Source organism: Nocardia sp. NPDC051756 (genome assembly GCF_040681495.1).
In the GTDB taxonomy this organism is placed as follows: Bacteria; Actinomycetota; Actinomycetes; order Mycobacteriales; family Mycobacteriaceae; genus Nocardia.
Map to the genome: position 1 here is coordinate 652,032 of NZ_JBFAYV010000005.1, position 17,323 is coordinate 669,354.

Here is a 17,323-nt window from a genome sequence, read left to right on the forward strand (position 1 = left end):
CAACACTTCTCGCGTGGGAGGCGCTCCGGGGCTAGTGGCTGACGGTGCTCGTTTCGACTCGGGCGGGTGAGGCGAAACGCGCGATCATTGCCATGGCGATCAGAATCGTCGCGCCGACCGCGGTGGCGATATGCATGCCGGAGACGAAGGATTCGCGGGCGGACTCGATCAGGGCGGTGTTGTCGCCTGCCTCTTGGATGGTCTCCCCCAGTGTCGCGGCGTAGTCGCCGCCGGAGCGGAAGATCAGTGCGGCAAGGGATCCCAGCAGGGCCAGGCCGAGGGCGTTGCCGAGTTCGAAGCTGGTCTCCGAGATGCCGACGGCCGAGCCGGCGCGTTCGGCGGGGACGGAGGACACCGCGACGTCCGAAACCAGCGTGAAGGCAAGGCCGTAACCGATGCCGGCGATGGTGGATCCGACCAGGTACCACCACAGTCCGCCGTGCACGCCGACGCCGAGCAGCATGAGATTGCCCACCGCGGAAGCGGTCAGCGCGAACACGAAGGTGTTGCGAGTGCCGAACCGGCGACCGACCCGCGCACCACTCATCGAGCAGACGAACACGGCCACCGCCATCGGGATACCGAACAGGGCCGCCGCGAGCGGGTCGCGCCCGGTGACCGATTGCAGGTAGATGCTGGTGAGGTAGCTCATCGCGGCCAGCGACATCATGCCGACCAGGCTGGATCCGATCGCGACCGAGAACCCGGCGCGAGAGAACAGTCGCAGGTCGAGCAGCGGTTCGTCGAGCTTGCGCTGCCTGCGCACGAAGACGGTCAGGATCACCACGCCGATCAGCGAGATGATGAGTGCCTCCGCGTCGACCCCGTCGGCCGCGGCATGCTTGATGCCGTACACCAGCGGCAGGATGCCGCCGATGGACAGCGCGACGCTCGGCAGGTCCAGCGGTCCGCGCACCCCGGCACGATGCTCGGGCAGCACGAACGGCCCGATTGCGAGCAGGATCAGCAACACCGGGATATTGATGAGAAAGACCGAGCCCCACCAGAACTGGTGCAGCAGCACGCCGCCGATGATCGGCCCGACCGCCGAACCGCCGGCGAAGAACGCGGTCCAGATGCCGATGGCGGCGGCCCGCTTGCGCGCGTCGGGGAACAGGGTGGAGATCAGCGCGAGGCTGGACGGCAGCAGGGTCGCGCCGCCGACGCCCATCATGGCCCGCGCGATGATGAGCACCGCGGCGCTCGGCGCGAACGCGGCCAGGACGGAGGCGATGCCGAAGATGGCGGCACCGACGAGCAGGATGTTGCGCCGGCCGATCCGGTCACCGAGGTTGCCCATGGTGATCAGCAGGCCCGCGATCAGGAAGCCGTAGATGTCCAGGATCCACAGCTGCTGGGCGGCCGACGGGTCGAGGTCGACGGTGAGGGTCGGCATGGCCAGGAACAGCACCGAGATGTCCATCGACACCAGCAGCACCGGCAGCAGCAACACCGCGAGGCCGAGCCAGGCACGGCGCGAGCCGACAGTGGGCGCCGCCTGCGCGGCCCGCACTGCCTCAACGTCTGTCATCCTTGGGAATCCTCTCCATCTCGCGTACGCCGTACGCACAACTGGAGTACAGTGTACGCAAGCTCCCCCGGAAGTGAAAGTGAGTCATGGGATGTCTGAGCTCAAGCTCAACCGAGCCGCCATCATCGACACCGCGATAACGCTTGCCGACGAAGAGGGTCTCGACGCGTTGTCCATGCGCCGGATCGCCGACAAGATGGGCGTCGGCGCCATGTCCCTGTACCGGCACGTAGCGAACAAGGACGAACTGCTCGCCGAGATGACCGACGAGGTAGCCCGGCGCAATCCTTACCCGTCCGCGGAGGGACAGCAGTGGACCTGGCGCGATCGGGTGCGCATCGCCGCCGAGATCGATTGGGCGCTCTACCAGCAACATCCATGGGTCCTGCTCACCTTCGCCACGCCGCGCTACAGCTTCGGCCCGATGAGTCTGGCCTGCCTGGCCTGGATGGTCGAGGGCTTTTCCGAGCTGAACGTCTCCACCCGGGAGGCGACGACCATGGCGTTCACCGTGTGGAACCACATCTCCGGCGCGACCCTGCCGCACATCAGCGCCGCGCTGATGGCACGCAAGGGAATGAACCCGGAAGGCGACAACGGGCTGCGCACGATGCTGAAAGGAAGATCACAGTTTCCGGTGCCCGCCGCGCTCGCGGACCTCGAGGGCAGCGGGATCAACGACCTATCCCAAGAAGATCTGCTCCATGCCGGCCTAGCCGCGCTGTGTGACGGCTTCGAGGCCAAGGCGCGACTGCGGGCCGACTTGACCTGAACCTAACTTCATGTTGCACGGTGGTTGGCGTCCCTACCGAACAGGAGCCACCGTGCACGCGATTCGCCTTCATGCCTTCGGCCCGGCCGACAATTTGCGCTACGAAACCGTTCCCGATCCGAGTCCGGGGGCCGGTCAGGTGCGAATCACCGTGGCGGCGGCCGGGGTCCATCTGATCGATACGGCATTGCGCAAGGGGTTGCCGGGGCCGTACCCGGTGCCGGAACTGCCTACCATTCCCGGTCGCGAGGTCGCCGGGACGATCGATGCGGTGGGCGCCGACGTCGATCCGGGGTGGGTCGGTAAACGGGTGGTCGCACATCTGGGCATGGAACCCGGCGGATACGCCGAACTCGCGGTGGCGGAAGCGGCTCGGCTGCATGAGATTCCGGCCGGTCTCGGGCCGGCCGAAGCGGTGGCGATGATCGGCACCGGGCGAACGACCGTGGGCATTCTGCAATTCACCGAACTCGGGGCGGACAGCATTGCGATCGTGACGGCCGCCGCGGGCGGAATCGGCACGCTGCTGGTGCAATTCGCGAAGAACGCCGGGGCGACGGTGATCGGTCTCGCCGGTGGTCCCGCGAAAGTCGAACTGGTGCAACGCAATGGCGCCGATCTTGCCGTCGACTATCTGCTTGCCGACTGGCCGGAACAGGTCCGAGGTTTCCTCGGAGATCGGCGTGCGACAGTTCTTTTCGATTCGGTAGGCGCCGAGACGGCTCGCGCCGCCATCGATCTGCTGGGTAAGGGTGGTCAGCATCTGGTATTCGGTGCGTCCGGGCAAAGTCCGAAAGATGCGACCGCACTGACGTTTTCCGGGGAGGAACTGGCTGCTCGCGGCATCACCTCCGAGTTCGTGCTCGGGCCGCCGATGATCCAGCGCGCCGGCGGGGACATTCGAGTGCTCGAGGATCGCGCTATGGCGGAAGCGGCGGCCGGGCGGTTGCGGCCCGCGGTGCAGGAGTTCTCGCTGGCCGATGCCGCCGCCGCGCACCGTGCTCTGGAGACGCGGGCGACGGTCGGCAAGGTCGTGCTGATTCCTTAAACCGATTGAGCCACCTCGTGTTTCCTCCTTAGGCTCGACATCCATGGGAGGAAACATGGGGCTGCTCAATGTCGTCGATGTCGAGGCGACCTGCTGGGACGGCAAGACGCCACCCGGTGCGGTGAGCGAGATCATCGAAATCGGTTTGACCGTGGTGGATTTGGCATCGGGTGCGCGGCACGGCAAGCACCGGATTCTGGTGCGGCCCGCGCGTTCGACGGTGAGTGAATTCTGTACCGAACTGACCGGGCTTACTCAGGATGAGGTCGATACGGGGGTGTCATTTGCCGAGGCCTGCCGGTTGTTGGCCACCGAGCACGAGTCCGGTATCCGGCCGTGGGCCAGTTGGGGTGACTACGACCGCAAACAGTTCCTGAGCCAATGCCAGGCCACCGGTACGGCGTATCCGTTCGGGCATCGGCACACCAACGCCAAGCTGGTGTTCAACGAGGCTTACGAGCTGAAACGTAGGCAAGGGATGGCCGGCGCGCTGCATATCGCCGGGCTGCCGCTCGAAGGTCGGCATCACCGGGGCGAGGACGACGCGTGGAACATCGCGGCGCTGGTGCTCGACATCGCTGGGCGGGGAGCTTGGCGCGTGACTAGTACGGATTGAGCCGACGGCCTCCGCTAGGCGCTGGGCGGGCATCGCAACGTGCCGCCGCTGCGCGGTGCGAACGCCGCTCGCGCGCTGGGTAATTGATCGCGGACGACCTCGGCGCAGTCGCCCGCGATCTTACCGAGTTCAGTCCGTCTCGCCCTTCACCACCGCGTAGGCGAACCCGTCCCAGCCCTTGCTGCCGACGGTCTGCACGACGGTCCCCTCGAGGGTCGGCTCGGTGTCGAACAGCTCGACGACGGCGCGGCTGGCGCGGATCATCTCGTCTTGGGAGTCCGCGTCGGCGAGACCACCCTTGCGCACGACGTTGTCCACGATGATCACCGAACCCGGCTTGGTGAGCTTCAGCGCCCACTGGACGTAGTTCGAGTTGTTGACCTTGTCCGCGTCGATGAACACCAGGTCGAACGGCTCCGGGTGCTCCTCGGCCAGCACCGGGAGGCTGTCCAGGGCCGCGCCGACGCGAATGTCGACCCGCTCGCCCACACCCGCGTTGTCGAGGTTCTTGCGCGCGACATCGGCATGCGCCTGCTGGAATTCGAGGGTCACCACCTGGCCCTTCTCCCCGACCGCGCGGGCCAGCCAGATCGTGCTGTACCCGCCGAGCGTGCCGATCTCCAGCACCCGCCGCGCCCGCGCCGTCACCGCGAGCAGATACAGAAACTTCCCCTGCGGCGGCGACACGTCGATCGCAGGCAGGTTCGCCGCTGTGTTCGCCTGCAACGCCGCCGCCGTGTCCGCATCCTGCACCAGAGTGTCCACGATGTAGCGATCCACATCGTCCCATTCGGTAGTCGTCATACCTCGCAGTCTGCCACCGAAACCGACCCCCTCCCCAACATCCACACCCGATCATGACCAACGAGACACTCGGGTGCCCCGCTCGCCGAAGATCCGCACCTGGACTCGGGATCCGCACTCGGAATAGGGCCGTATAGCGAGTGCGGATCCCGAGAGAGAGTGCAGATTTCGCGCGCGGTGGGCGCCAGCACGCGCGCGGTGGGCGGCGGCACGCGCGCGGCCAGGCCGCTCGTGGGCGGCGGGTCAGTGGGGGTCGGCGACGGGCAGGGGCCAGAGGTCGATGTGGCGCAGGACGTCGACTCCGGTGTCGGCCAAGGCTGAACGGGCTTTCGCGATATAGCGTTGGGCGTAGCACTCGCTGTTCTGGTCGTGCAGGTTGTGCTCGGTGTGCAGCCGGTGGGCTTCCGCCAGCCAACCACTGGCTTGGCGTCGGACTTCGATGTCGGATACGGATTGCTCGACGCTGAGTAAGGTGCCACCACGCTCCGGGGCGACGACTGCGGCGGAGCCGAGGTGTTGCAGGCAACGGGCGATGCCGAGGTCGTCAGCCAAGGTGCGGTAGCCGGTCAGCGCCTGCTGCCAGCAGCGCAACGCGCGGCGAAACTCACCGCGCGCCCACCACGCGATCCCCATGGTCTCCCGGATGTGGGCGCGGCCGTCGGGGTCGCGGCCGCTGCGGGTCAGTGATTCGGCCAGTTCGAGGCGGTCCTGGGCGGCTTCGAGCCGGCCCTGATAGATGTGCACGACGGCCAGGTTGATCAGCGCACAGACCTCACCGGCCACGTCTTCCCGCGGCAGCAACCACCAGGATGCCTCCAATCGGTCAGCCACCCGGGGCAGGACTCGCTGCCACCGGCGCTCGGACCGTCGGCGGCGCGATCGACGGCGGCGGCGCGATCGACTCAGCAGGCGCAGCGCCTGCTGGTGTTCCCATCTCGCGGCCAAGCTGGTGGAAAGATCGCGAGGCCGGTAGCGCTTCGGCCGCCCACGCAGCTGACCCGCTCGCATCTGCGCCAGATCCCCGTGCAGCACAATCTCTTTCATCCCGTGCACGGAACACAGTTGGGCGGCCCGCGCGGCCTGGCTGTCCCCGTCGCCGGTTCGGGCATACCACCCGTCCAGCGCGTCCCCGATCCGTACCAGTTCCGCCACCGCGGTCGCCGGTATGTCCTCGCCGAGCGACACACAGGCGGTCACGAGCGCACTCAGGTTCGGCTCCTGAGCCTCGAACCAGCGTCGCGCCCCCGCGGCGAAACGCACCGAATCCAGCGCGAATGCCCACTGAGTTGTCAGGTCGGCGTAATGGTGGACCAGAGCGGTCACCGCCATCGGCCACCGTGCCTGTCCGATCACCTCGTCACGTTCGGGATACTTAGGCAGCACGAGCACTCGATAACGTTGCGCACCAACAATTTCCAATATAGGCGGCGTGTGCCGCAGTAGGTTGTCGAGCAGTACCGCGGCAGCCGATGGCTGCTCACCCGGCGCACGCTGCTCCTCCTGCTCAGCCGGCCGATGAGCCGGTGCGTCGAGCGCCGCGGTCAACATGGCAAGCAAAGCGGCCGTTTCGAATTCATACACGCCCAGCTGCCGTACCACCGCCATCACCTCATCGGTCCACTCCGGATCGGTGTGCGGTTCGTACCGAGCCGGGTCCGGAGCCGGAGGCGAGCCCGGGTCCGGAGCCTCCGTAAGAACCCGCGGCCCCGGTTCCACCAGATCCGCGATCAGCGCGAGTTCGTTGGCCGTGCGGATTCTTTCGCGGTACCGCTGAACGAACCGGTACCCCACATAGACTGCCGCGGCGGCAACGACGAGCACCGACAGCCACCGCAATGTCCCCGCCGCCAGCTTGACCGCGGTACTCTCCCCTAGCGAATTCAACACCAGATTGCGCGCCAGCTCGAACAGCAGCGCATAGGCCACCACCGAGGCCGTGCCTAGAAACCCTTGCCAGATAGAGGATCTCGGCGTGCTCGACTCGACCGACGACGCCACCGGCTGCTCGGGTGAGGTGGCCTGACTCATCGCCGGCTCCCGCCGTCGAGTGCGAACATCTCCAGCGGCGCCACCGCGCCACTGGCCGCGACATCGGTTGATCGTGCTGCCGCGCAGACCACCGCCGAGGCAGGTTGCCGCGCCGAGCGTTCGGAGTCACCGGGCCGACTCATCGCAACGGCCCGCCACTCAACGCGGACGGCTCCGGGCAGTGCCGCCGAGACCTGCTGCCGCGCTGCGTCTTCTGCGCCAGCGACACGAATCATCGCAGCGCTCCACCGGTGAGGCCGGGCACCAGCCAGCGCCGCCAGGTGGCCAGCACCAGCGCAACGGGCAGGATCGCCGACATCAGCGCGCCGGCCGCCAATTGCGCCGAGTTCTCGCCGAATTGGCGTGCTTCGCCCCAGAGCAGCAGTGACCACGGTGTCGCGCCCGCACCGCTGATCAGTAGACCGATCACGAAATCGTTCCAGACCTGGATGAATTCGAGCACCGCGACCGCGACGAGGGCCGGGCCCGCGGAGGTCAGCACCCGTCGGGCGATTGTTCCCGGGCCGGCCAGGCCGTGCAGGGCATCGGCGGCGGGGCTACCCGGCGGGGCAAGCAGGGCGCCGCGCAGAACGAGGATGGCGACCGGCAGGCCGGCCGCAGCATGCAGCAGAATCAACGGGATTCGGGTGCCGGAGAGGCCGTAGCTGTCGATGAAGGCGTTCACCGGGCCGAGGTAACTCTGCACCGGCAGTACCGAGAGCACCACCAGGAAGACCACCGCGATGCCGGAGGCGGGACGGTTCGGCCGCAGTGCCGCAAGGCGATACGCGACCGGCACCGAAGCGGCCACCACGACAAGCGTGGCCAGGGCCGCCACCCATGCCGTCGTCTCCAGTGAGCGCAGCAGTGCGGGGTCGCGCCACATGCGGGTGAGCGCGCCGAAGCCCCAGCCGTCCCGGTCCCGCAGCATGGTCAGGATCAGCGCGACGATCGGGAACAACGCCACCCCGGATACCGTCAGCATCCCGAGGACCCGAAGCGGCTTCGGCGGTTGCCACGCCGCGGGCCGCTGCCGGTCCGTCGGCGCGGACCAGTTGGTCCGGTGCTTACCCACATCGTGTTGCAGCAGCCAGCCCAGGAATCCGACCAGCACGGCGAGCGGAAATCCGTAGGCCGCAGCCACACCCGCATCGACATCCGAGTCGACGGCCAATCGCCACCAGTGCACGGTCGCGCTGTCGACCTGGTACTGCATCGAACCAGGCACCCCGATCAGCACCACGTCGAACACCCTCGCCGCGGCGACGCCGACGGCCAGCCCGACGATCAGCACTACCGGGCGCAGCAATACATAGAGCCGCAACGGCAATGGCTTACCCCTGCGATGCAGATCACCGACACGCGCCGGATCGCTCTCGACGGCGCGGATACCGGCGCGGAACAGCCCGGTGACAAAGCCGAGCCAGGTCCACAGGAACGCGAAACCCAGCATCGCCGCGAACCAGAATCGGTATACCCCAACGCTTTCGATCCCGAGCCTGTCACCGAGATACTGGAAGATCAAGCGAAACGCGACGCCGGAAACGACCGCGGAGATCCCGAACGGCACGATCAACGGCCGCCACAACCACCGTGAATCCCTTCCCCACCAAGCGATCCCCATCGCGACCGCCAGCAGCACCACCCCGAACAGCACCCACACCAGCGTGCGCAGGTACGCCCAACTGCCGTCCCGCCCCAGGGCGGTGCCGAGCAACCACAGCCCAGCGACAACCGGCACACTCGGGATCGGCCACAGCCCCGCGGCCACAAGCCTGCCCGGAATCGGCCACAGCCCCAACCGAAGTGCCGGATGCGAACAATGCCGGACAAGCAGCGTCAAGCCGACTGCGCCGACCGCGACCAACAGACACGAACCGACCACCAGCGGCCGCGCCCGCACGGCGAGCACCACCGTCCACACCACCGGCACCGCGATCAGCGACACCGTCAGCACGGTCGCGGGCAGCCCGGCCGCCCAACCGACCCACCGCCGCGGATGGCTCCCCGCGACCAGCGGCCCGCGCATCCGGCGGGTGGCGAGTTCCAATGCCAGCCCGTGCGGCTTGAATTCGGGTGGACCGGTCCGCGTCGCATTCCCGCTCGGCCCCGTCATCGCCGCCCCCGATCCACCGCGTCGAGCGCGGCGATCGCCCGATCGGTCGCCTCGTCGAGCCGTTCGATCCGCCCGTCTCCCACCGCGATCAGGAAGTCGGTCAGTATGCGCCACAACCCGTTCCGGCCGCCGACCGCGCCGATCCGATCGGACAGGTCGAAGGCGGTGCGGGTGCGCAGGATGCGGGCCGCTGGTTCGAGGAACGGCGAATATTGTGCGTTCGTCCGGAGATTCGGGGCGATGAAGCCGCCGTAGTCCTTGATCCAGGGCAGCGGCGCGGCCGGGTCGGCAAGCGCCTTGACCAGGTCCATGGCGCGATCGGAGGCGGACTCGGTCACCACCATCACGTCGCCGCCGACGATCCGTGGCGCATCCGGCCCGGCCGCGACGGCCGGGAAGGCGGCGACGCCGACCACGTCTTCGACGCGCCGCCCGGACCGGCGTACGGCCGCCCGGACGATCGGTTCGGCGAAGTCCGGCTCCACCACCATCACCGCCCGTCGATGCTCGAAGACCTCGCGGACCGCGTCCGGAAATTGGCGGGTCAAGGCGGAGGCGATGCCGCCGGGGAACGCATGCCGGTGTCCCCATAGCGAGCCGAGGTGGCCGAACGCGGCCCGCACCGCGGGGCTTTCCCAAGTGCGGTCGGTTCGGGCGGTCGCCACTTCGTCATAGATCCTGGGTGACTCGGCGAGCAACGCGTTCTCGAACACGTCGGTGAGCACCCAGCCATCCGCGGCGCCGAGGGCGAGCAGCCGGACCGGGGTCTCGGCGAGCACCTCCATGCGGTCCAGCCAGTCGGCGAGCGTCCAGCCGAGCGGGTCGCCGAGGCGGTATTTCTCGACGAGTTGGCGGTCGTACCAGACCATCGACTTGTCCGCCGCCTTGAACGGCACGGCGTACGGTTTCCCGTTGTGCTGCACCAACTGTCGCCACACTTCCGGGTAGCGCGAGCCGAGTTCGTCGGACCACAGTTCGTCGGCGACGGGCCGTAGTTTGCGCTGCTCGGCGAGCGGGCGCACCCGGCCCGCCTGCGGCAGCATCACGATGTCCGGCGCCGAGCGACCACCCGCCGTGAACGCGGTCTCGATCTCGTCGCCGAGCGGGACGACGTCCACCTCGTGGTGGTAGTCGAGGCGGGCGAGCACCGCGCGGAACGCCGCGAGTTCGGACCCGCTCCACGACACCCCGATGCGGACCGCACCGGGGTTGCCGAGCAGCAGGTTCGGCGCGCAGGCGGCGGCCAGCGGCGCGATCAGCGCCACTTGCAACAGTTCCCGCCTGGTTCGCATAGCCCCCCGGAACCCACCTACGTCGTGCGAGCGCCTACTTCGAGAAGTTCTCCGGCGGCTGCCACGGCCGGCCGTGCGGATCGTCGGGGCGGTAGGCCGGCTGCTGCGGCTGCTGCGGTTGTTGCTGCGCCGGCGGCTGCTGTTGCGGCAACTGCTGTTGCGGCGGTGGCGACTGCGGCTGCGACTCTTCCCGCGGCGGGTAGTCCTTCTCCTGCGCGGACATCACCGACTGATGCGGCGACGCCTGCCGCGGCGCGCCGGGCGGCGGGGACATCAGGCCGTCCACCGGCTTGCGGGCGGTCTCCTCGGCCGCGCGGACCGCGCGTTCGATGGCCGGGTCGGGCGCGGTGTCGAACCAGTCCGCGACGTCCTCGGAGTCGTCCTCGACCTTGGTCGGTTCGCCGTCGGAGGTGGGCGCCTCGTAGCGGAAGATGCCGTCCTCGCCCTTGTTGCCGAAGCTGGTGGCGAAGCCCTCGAGGGCCTTGCCGAAGTCGCTCGGCACCAGCCACACCTTGTTGGCGTCGCCGCGCGCGACCATCGGCAGCGTCTGCATGTATTGGTAGGCAAGCAGTTCCGGCGTCGGCTTGCCGTTCTTGATTGCGGCGAAGACCTTTTCGATGGCCTTGGCCTGACCTTGCGCTTGCAGGTAGGAGGCGGCCCGCTCACCCTGCGCGCGCAGGATGCGGCTCTGCCGTTCACCTTCGGCCTCCAGGATCGCCGACTGCTTGGCGCCCTCGGCGGAGAGCACCTGCGCCTGCTTGGAACCCTCGGCCATCTTGATCTGCGATTCGCGGGTGCCCTCGGCGGTGAGGATCATCGCGCGCTTCTCGCGGTCGGCCTTCATCTGCTTTTCCATCGACTCCTGGATGGACGCGGGCGGGTCGATGCTCTTCAGCTCGACGCGCGCCACCCGCAGGCCCCAGCGTCCGGTCGCCTCGTCCAGCACGCCGCGCAGCTGGCCGTTGATCTGATCGCGGGAGGTCAGGGTCTGTTCCAGGGTCATGCCGCCGACCACGTTGCGCAGCGTGGTGACGGTGAGCTGCTCGACCGCGGCGATGTAGTTGCTGATCTCGTAGACCGCGGCCTGCGGGCTGGTCACCTGGAAATACACCACGGTGTCGATGTGCAGGGTGAGGTTGTCCTCGGTGATCACCGGCTGCGGCGGGAAGGACACCACCCGCTCGCGCAGATCGACCTTGGCGCGAATCCGATCGGCGAACGGGACCAGGAACGTCAGCTGACCGGACACGGTGCGCGAATACCGCCCGAGCCGCTCGATCACCGCCGCCTCGGCCTGCGGCACCAGCGCGATCGACTTGAACACCACCACCACAATCAACAACACGAGTACGGCGGCAACGATCAGTACAGCCATTACGGCCCCTTCCAGACGACGGCGGTCGCGCCTTCGATCCTCATGACATACACCTTCGTACCCGGTTCATAAACCTCGGACTCGTCCATCGGCCGCGCGGTCCAGACCTCGCCGCCCAGCTTCACCTGGCCGGTGTGCGCGGCCACCTCCTCCAGCACCGTCGCCGACTTGCCTTGCAACGCATCCACGTTCGTCGGCGTCGGCGGCGGGGTGCCGAACCGGCGGCGCAGCAGCGGGCGCACACCGAGGAACAGCAGCAGCGTGAGCACGCCGAAGACGACGGCATCCACCACCAGCGTGGTATCCGCGACCGCGCTGACCCCCGCGGTGCCCAGCGCGGCGACACCGAGCATGAGCAGCGTCAGGTCACCGGTGAGCATCTCCGCCGCCGCGAGCAGAATCCCCGCGACCAGCCAAACTATTGCGGCCACGAAAACCACTCTAGTGCGCTTTCGCGCCGCGCCGGTGCTCTTGCCGCGGGTACGTGTCGCAAAAGTTGTCTCGCCGCGTGCACGGGTCGAATGTGGTTCCCCGCCTGCTAGGTTCGGGCGGGTGAGCGGACATGACAGCTATGGCGGTGACATCTTCGCCGGCCACGCACGCGCCAGAAAACGGGTGGTACCGCAGGTGACGGCGGACCGCGACCTGGTCGTGGAGGACGCGGCCAGCGGATTCTGCGGCGCCGTGGTCGGTTTCGATCGCAGCTACGACGGCGAGTTCGTCAAACTCGAGGACGCGCGCGGAGCGGTGCGGCTGTTCGCGATGCGCGAGGCGGCGTTCCTGATCGACGGCGAGCCGGTCACGTTGATCCGGCCGACGGCCGCCGCGCCGAAGAAGGAGACGCGCTCGGCCTCCGGTTCCACCCGGGTCGAGGGCCTGCGCGCGCGGGTCGCCCGGACCAGCCGGATCTGGGTGGAGGGCGTGCACGACGCGGCGCTGGTCGAGCGGGTGTGGGGGCACGATCTGCGGGTCGAGGGCGTGGTCGTCGAACACCTGGAGGGACTGGACAATCTGGGCGAGCGGCTCACCGAGTTCGCGCCGGGACCCGGCCGCCGGGTGGGGGTGCTGGTCGACCATCTGGTCACCGGGTCCAAGGAAACTCAGCTCACCACCGGACTCGGTCCGAACGTGCTCGTCACCGGACATCCGTTCATCGACGTCTGGCAGGCAGTCCGGCCCGCGACGGTCGGGATCGAGGCGTGGCCGAACGTGCCGCGCGGCGAAGACTGGAAAACCGGCATTTGTGATCGGCTCGGCTGGGGCACCCCGCAGGAAGGGTGGCGGCGCGTCTACGGCTCGGTGGAATCCTTCCGCGACTTGGAGGCTCCGCTCATCGGCGCGGTCGAGCGGCTCATCGACTTCGTCACAGAACCGGAATAACCCGTCCAACCTGGCCGCTCGCGCCGCTGCTCAGGAATGCCCTTTCCGGGAATGCCCGCGAATAACCGTCACCCTTTATGCTCGATAATTATGTGCTCTCCTAGTGCCACGCTGACGGTGTGGGCCGGCTCCTGGCTGGCCGGCTGTAGCGCGCCCGACGACGTCCTGGAGGCCCTGCACGCGTGGGCGCCCCAGCACACCATCGCCGCCGGTGACCCGGTCACGGGTGGTCGCACCGACCTGCCGTGGTCGTCGCGGGGTAACCTGCCCGGCACCGGAATGATGGCGCTGCTCAAGGTGATTCGGGAAAGCATGGCCCAGCCCGGCGCGCAGCTGCGGCTGGTGCTGCCGGTGCCAGGCGACGTGCGCGGCCTGCCCACCGGCACCGCGTTCGCCGCCGACGCGATCGAGGCGGAAGAGGGTCTGCTGATCGGCGTACCCGGTACCGAGGGCACCGGTTTGATCCCGCAGTGGACCGACGACGACACGTTGCAGTGGGCCGTCTACAGCACGCCGATTCCGCCGGTGCCCGGGCAGGACATGTCGCTCGGCGAGGCCGAATACGCGATGCGCGAAGCGGTCCGCGACGCCGCCGACGCGCTGCTGCAACTGCACACCACGTCGGTCGGTTCGGCCGACTCGGATCCGCGCGAACTCATCGAGGCCGAGCTCGCCGACTACTCCCGGCACGACTACCCGGACTCGATCCCGTTGCGCGCCAGGAAGATTCTCGACACCGCCGATCACGTGGCAGCGATATTGACTGTGGCGCAACGAGAACCGGCATCCTCACCGACCTCGGCGAGTGCCATCGGCGCACAGGAGTCACTACTACGCCCGTTGTGGGACGCGATCCGCGCCGCGCGATTGGTGGCGATTCACGCGGCCGCCCGCAGTACTCCGTGAGCCCGAGCGCTGCCTGATCTCGATGGCGCCCGCTGCTCCGTCGCTGCGGCAACTGCGGACACGACGACCTCAGGCGACTGCGCGATCACTCGCCGCGTCCGCGCGGTCGCGACCTGGCCGAACGGTCATGGCGGCGATATATCTGCTTGAATGAATCGACACTCCGGCCCTCTCAGCAGGCGGTATGACATGCAACTCCCCCGTCGCGGCGCCGCGACCCTGGTCGCCGCGTTGCTCGCGCTCGGCTTGCCCGCCGCGGCGCCCGCTTCGGCGATCGTCGGTGGTACGGAGGCCGAGGCCAGCGCGTATCCGTGGCTCGGCGCGGTCGGTAGTCCGCTGTTCTTCACCAGGCCGTCCGGGCAGTTCTGCGGCGGGGCGCTGATCGCCCCCGATCAGGTGCTCACCGCAGCGCATTGTGTTTCGCTCGCGCAGTTGGTCGCGCAGGCGGTCACGGTGACGTTCGGGCGCACCGACTTGCGCGGCTCCGATGGAGTCCAGGTGCATGTCAAGGACATTCGGATTCATCCCGGCTTCAATGACACCGACTTCGACGGCGAGACCGTGCATCACAACGATCTGGCCATCCTTACGCTGGATCGCCCGCAACCCGGTCCGTTCGTGAAAGTCGCTGCCGCGCAGGCGAACACCGGAACGATTCTCGGTTGGGGTGCGACGTCGGAGTCCGACGAGTCGAACACCCATCTGCGCAGCGCCACCGTTCCGCTCGTGCCGGATGCCGACTGCGCCGCCGCGTACGGCTCCGCGTTCGATCCGAACGAGATGCTGTGCGCCGGCTCCCCCGAGGCCGACACCGCCGAATACGACAGTGGCGGACCGCTTCTCGTCGACGGACAGTTGGCCGGCCTCACCTCGTGGGGCAAAGGCGCTGCCCGCCCGGGCTTTCCGGGGGTCTACACGAAACTGTCCGCCGTCACGTTCTGAACGGCGGACAGCTCGTGCGTCAGCTCAGTGCCGCACCGGCCTACTGATACGGCTGCTGCGGGTACTGCTGTCGCGGCTGCTGCGGCGTGTACGGCTGCTGGTACTGCTGTTGCGGCGCGTACGGCTGGCCCGGATAGGGCTGCTGCCCCTGGTACTGCTGCGGTGAATACTGCTGCTGCTGGCCCGGATACGGCTGCTGACCATATTGCTGCTGCTGACCCGGGTATTGCTGCTGCCCGCCATACTGCTGCTGATACGGCTGCGGCGCATTATGCTGCTGCGGGAACTGCGTCTGCTGGTTATTGTTCGAGTTCTTCTTGCGTGAGATCACGACCAGCACCACGATGCCGACCAACACCAGGCCGAGACACACGAACCCGACCACCCACGAGCCGCCGCTGTTCCCCCCATGGCTACCGCGGCGTCGAGCTTCGGTCGTCTCCAGTCCGGCCGCCCACACACTCTGGTCGGACCAGACTTGCGGATCGAGCAGCCCGGTGGTCAACATTTCGGTATAGTTCATCCAATTTCATCTTTCGCCCCGCTTCGGCTTTCTCCGAAGGCGAAGCGATGCTATCGCAAGTCGATTCGCGTCACTCGACGACCGCTGGACGCCGCTGCGGCGCACAGCAACCGATGGCGCAGGGCGTGCCGTTCAGCGTGCAGCCGTAGCCGGGGACCTCGCCGAGGTGCCGGGAGGCGGTGTCGTTCAGCTGCTCATCGATCAATTCGACGACCAGCCGAGCGAAGCGCGGGTCGGTGCCGGGGGTGGCGGCGCGGGCGAACGCCATGCCGAGTTCGGCGGCCTTCTCCTTTGCCTCGTTGTCCAGGTCCCAGATCACCTCGAGGTGATCGGACACGAAACCGACGGGGCAGACGATGACCGCCTCGACCTGCTTGGCGGCCAGATCATCGAGATGATCGACGATGTCCGGGTCGAGCCACGGCACCTGCGGCGGTCCCGAGCGCGACTGCCAGACCACGTCGTAATCGGTGAAACCGGTTGCGGCGGCAGCCAATCGGGCGGCTTCGCCGACCTGGCGGCTGTACAGGTGCCCACCGTCGGCGGGCGGCCCCGCGGCAGTGTCGGCGCTGATCGGGATGGAGTGCGCGGTGAACACGAGCCGCACACCTGCTCGCCGTTGCGCCGGAAGTTCTTCCCGCGCCGCGCGAATCGCGTCGGCGAAGGCCTCGATCAACAGCGGATGATCGAAGTACTGACGCAGCTTCAGCAGATCCGGAGCGTCGTTGCCGAAAGCGGTTCGCGCCCTGGTGATGTCCTCGTGATACTGCAGGCATCCCGAGTACCCACCCCACGCCGACGTGGGGAACACCAGTGCGGAGCGAACACCGTCGGCGGCCATCCGCGCGACGGTGTCCTCCACCATCGGAGCCCAGTTCCGATTACCGAAGTACACCGGGAGATCGATTCCGGCCGTGGCCAATTCGGCCTCGACCGCGGCGATGATGTCCCGGTTGAGCGCGTTGATCGGCGAGACTCCGCCGAAGTGCAGGTAGTGCTTGGCGACCTCTTCGAGACGTTCGCGCGGCACACCCCGGCCCCGAGTGACGTTCTCCAGGAACGGCATCACGTCCTCGGGGCGTTCCGGACCGCCGAAGGACAGCAGCAGCAGCGCATCAGCAGCCCGAACCACAATGCCCTCCTCGGAGATCAGTTGATCGACATGCCCTCGGGGAACCAGGTGTTGTGGCTGGCTCCGCCGTCGACGTAGATGATCGACGCGGTCGTGCCCGGCAGCCAGTCCGACAGCAGCGCGACGATGGACTTGGCCACCACCGTCGGGTCGTCGACGTCCCAGCCGATCGGCGACGCGCCGTCCCAGTACTCGTTGAGCTGGTTGAGCTTGGCCGCATCGTCGGTCGCGGTGCCCGCGATGGCCTTCGCGGCCAGGGTCTTGATCGGGCCGGCGGCGATCAGATTCGAGCGAATCTTCTTGGCGGCGCCCACCTCTCGCGCCACGTACCGGTTGACCGACTCGAGCGCGGCCTTAGCCACACCCATCCAGTTGTAGTACGGCATCGCGGTGCGCGGATCGAAGTCCATGCCGACGATCGAGCCGCGCTCGTTCATCACCGGCAGCACCGCGCGGGCCAGCGACGCGTAGCTCCACGCGGAGATCTCGAACGCCTTGGCCGCGTCCGGGCCCGGGCCCTCGAGGAACGGACGCGCCTCCGGACCCATCAGGGTGCGCGGCGCGAACGCGATCGAGTGCAGCACGCCGTCGACGCCCTCGGGCGCCAGCTCGCGCACCTTGTCCGCCAGCTCAGCGAGGTTTTCCTCGTTGGTGACGTCGAGCGGGATGGCCGGGGGGACCTCTTGCGGCAGCCGCTTGGCGATCCGGTCGATCAGCCGCAGCCGCTCCGGAATGCCGGTGATGATCACCTTCGCGCCCTGCTCCTGCGCGACGGCGGCCGCGTGGAACGCGATCGACGAGTCGGTGATGATGCCGGTGACCAGAATGGTCTTACCTTCGAGCAGTCCGCCCATAAGT

16 protein-coding genes are annotated in these 17,323 nt (G+C 68.0%); 6 read left to right on the forward strand and 10 right to left on the reverse strand.

Annotation, left to right across the window (positions count from 1 at the left end):
* Nucleotides 1-31: 31 nt before the first annotated feature.
* Nucleotides 32-1,531 carry an MFS transporter gene (locus AB0M22_RS24985; RefSeq protein WP_364731278.1) on the reverse strand — a complete coding sequence of 500 codons (1,500 nt, stop codon included), beginning with the start codon at nt 1,529-1,531 and terminating at the stop codon, nt 32-34.
* Between the two features lie 91 nt (nt 1,532-1,622).
* On the opposite strand from AB0M22_RS24985, the gene AB0M22_RS24990 reads away from it, so the two are divergent.
* Genes AB0M22_RS24990 through AB0M22_RS25000 form a run of 3 tightly spaced genes read left to right on the forward strand, consistent with a single transcriptional unit; the run spans nt 1,623 to nt 3,967 of the window.
* Complete coding sequence (locus AB0M22_RS24990) at nt 1,623-2,303, forward strand: TetR family transcriptional regulator (RefSeq protein ID WP_364731281.1); 681 nt, start codon at nt 1,623-1,625, stop codon at nt 2,301-2,303.
* Nucleotides 2,304-2,355: 52 nt separating this feature from the next.
* Entirely contained in the window at nt 2,356-3,351 is a 996-nt protein-coding gene (locus tag AB0M22_RS24995; protein WP_364731284.1) for a zinc-binding dehydrogenase, read from the forward strand.
* Nucleotides 3,352-3,394: 43 nt separating this feature from the next.
* Nucleotides 3,395-3,967: a 3'-5' exonuclease gene (locus tag AB0M22_RS25000; protein ID WP_364731286.1), complete on the forward strand. Its 573-nt coding sequence runs from the start codon at nt 3,395-3,397 to the stop codon at nt 3,965-3,967.
* 129 nt (nt 3,968-4,096) lie between these two features.
* Here the strand turns inward: AB0M22_RS25000 and AB0M22_RS25005 are convergent, their stop codons facing one another.
* The 6 genes from AB0M22_RS25005 to AB0M22_RS25030 all read right to left on the reverse strand — a co-directional run bounded on the left by AB0M22_RS25005 (nt 4,097) and on the right by AB0M22_RS25030 (nt 12,013).
* Nucleotides 4,097-4,771, reverse strand: coding sequence for an O-methyltransferase (locus AB0M22_RS25005; RefSeq protein ID WP_364731288.1), 675 nt, complete (start codon nt 4,769-4,771; stop codon nt 4,097-4,099).
* A 243-nt stretch (nt 4,772-5,014) separates the two neighbouring features.
* Entirely contained in the window at nt 5,015-6,799 is a 1,785-nt protein-coding gene (locus AB0M22_RS25010; protein WP_364731291.1) for a tetratricopeptide repeat protein, read from the reverse strand.
* 232 nt (nt 6,800-7,031) lie between these two features.
* Nucleotides 7,032-8,915, reverse strand: coding sequence for a hypothetical protein (locus AB0M22_RS25015; protein WP_364731294.1), 1,884 nt, complete (start codon nt 8,913-8,915; stop codon nt 7,032-7,034).
* Nucleotides 8,912-10,207, reverse strand: coding sequence for an ABC transporter substrate-binding protein (locus AB0M22_RS25020; RefSeq protein WP_364731297.1), 1,296 nt, complete (start codon nt 10,205-10,207; stop codon nt 8,912-8,914). The genes AB0M22_RS25015 and AB0M22_RS25020 overlap by 4 nt, the downstream gene beginning before the upstream one ends.
* A 34-nt stretch (nt 10,208-10,241) precedes the next feature.
* Nucleotides 10,242-11,582, reverse strand: a complete 1,341-nt coding sequence (locus tag AB0M22_RS25025) for an SPFH domain-containing protein (RefSeq protein ID WP_364731300.1) — start codon at nt 11,580-11,582, stop codon at nt 10,242-10,244.
* Nucleotides 11,582-12,013, reverse strand: coding sequence for an NfeD family protein (locus AB0M22_RS25030; protein WP_364731303.1), 432 nt, complete (start codon nt 12,011-12,013; stop codon nt 11,582-11,584). The genes AB0M22_RS25025 and AB0M22_RS25030 overlap by 1 nt, the downstream gene beginning before the upstream one ends.
* 121 nt (nt 12,014-12,134) lie before the next feature.
* On the opposite strand from AB0M22_RS25030, the gene AB0M22_RS25035 reads away from it, so the two are divergent.
* From AB0M22_RS25035 to AB0M22_RS25045, 3 genes are all read left to right on the forward strand, one after another.
* On the forward strand, nt 12,135-12,962 hold the full coding sequence (locus AB0M22_RS25035; protein ID WP_364731306.1) for a DUF3097 domain-containing protein: 828 nt from the start codon (nt 12,135-12,137) through the stop codon (nt 12,960-12,962).
* Nucleotides 12,963-13,052: 90 nt separating this feature from the next.
* A complete protein-coding gene (locus AB0M22_RS25040; protein ID WP_364731309.1) occupies nt 13,053-13,868 on the forward strand; it encodes a hypothetical protein in 816 nt (271 codons plus the stop codon).
* 189 nt (nt 13,869-14,057) lie between these two features.
* Nucleotides 14,058-14,810: a serine protease gene (locus AB0M22_RS25045; protein WP_364731312.1), complete on the forward strand. Its 753-nt coding sequence runs from the start codon at nt 14,058-14,060 to the stop codon at nt 14,808-14,810.
* 40 nt (nt 14,811-14,850) lie between these two features.
* On the opposite strand, the gene AB0M22_RS25050 is transcribed toward AB0M22_RS25045, so the two are convergent.
* From AB0M22_RS25050 to inhA, 3 genes are all read right to left on the reverse strand, one after another.
* The gene (locus AB0M22_RS25050) at nt 14,851-15,333 is read right to left on the reverse strand and encodes a hypothetical protein (RefSeq protein WP_364731314.1); all 483 of its coding nucleotides are present in this window, start codon (nt 15,331-15,333) and stop codon (nt 14,851-14,853) included.
* Between the two features lie 70 nt (nt 15,334-15,403).
* Nucleotides 15,404-16,465 carry a ferrochelatase gene (locus AB0M22_RS25055; RefSeq protein WP_364731317.1) on the reverse strand — a complete coding sequence of 354 codons (1,062 nt, stop codon included), beginning with the start codon at nt 16,463-16,465 and terminating at the stop codon, nt 15,404-15,406.
* Nucleotides 16,466-16,482: 17 nt separating this feature from the next.
* Entirely contained in the window at nt 16,483-17,319 is an 837-nt protein-coding gene (gene inhA / locus AB0M22_RS25060) for an NADH-dependent enoyl-ACP reductase InhA (protein ID WP_150404436.1), read from the reverse strand.
* Between the last annotated feature and the right edge of the window lie 4 nt (nt 17,320-17,323).

Excerpts from the sequence above, each read along its gene's own strand:
- AB0M22_RS25050 (WP_364731314.1), bottom strand. The coding sequence starts at position 15,333 with ATGAACTATACCGAAATGTTGACCACCGGGCTGCTCGATCCGCAAGTC.
- AB0M22_RS25040 (WP_364731309.1), top strand. The coding sequence starts at position 13,053 with ATGTGCTCTCCTAGTGCCACGCTGACGGTGTGGGCCGGCTCCTGGCTG.
- AB0M22_RS25020 (WP_364731297.1), bottom strand. The coding sequence starts at position 10,207 with ATGCGAACCAGGCGGGAACTGTTGCAAGTGGCGCTGATCGCGCCGCTG.
- AB0M22_RS25000 (WP_364731286.1), top strand. The coding sequence starts at position 3,395 with ATGGGAGGAAACATGGGGCTGCTCAATGTCGTCGATGTCGAGGCGACC.
- AB0M22_RS25045 (WP_364731312.1), top strand. The coding sequence starts at position 14,058 with ATGCAACTCCCCCGTCGCGGCGCCGCGACCCTGGTCGCCGCGTTGCTC.
- AB0M22_RS25005 (WP_364731288.1), bottom strand. The coding sequence starts at position 4,771 with ATGACGACTACCGAATGGGACGATGTGGATCGCTACATCGTGGACACT.
- AB0M22_RS25015 (WP_364731294.1), bottom strand. The coding sequence starts at position 8,915 with ATGACGGGGCCGAGCGGGAATGCGACGCGGACCGGTCCACCCGAATTC.
- AB0M22_RS25010 (WP_364731291.1), bottom strand. The coding sequence starts at position 6,799 with ATGAGTCAGGCCACCTCACCCGAGCAGCCGGTGGCGTCGTCGGTCGAG.
- AB0M22_RS25025 (WP_364731300.1), bottom strand. The coding sequence starts at position 11,582 with ATGGCTGTACTGATCGTTGCCGCCGTACTCGTGTTGTTGATTGTGGTG.
- inhA (WP_150404436.1), bottom strand. The coding sequence starts at position 17,319 with ATGGGCGGACTGCTCGAAGGTAAGACCATTCTGGTCACCGGCATCATC.
- AB0M22_RS24985 (WP_364731278.1), bottom strand. The coding sequence starts at position 1,531 with ATGACAGACGTTGAGGCAGTGCGGGCCGCGCAGGCGGCGCCCACTGTC.
- AB0M22_RS24990 (WP_364731281.1), top strand. The coding sequence starts at position 1,623 with ATGTCTGAGCTCAAGCTCAACCGAGCCGCCATCATCGACACCGCGATA.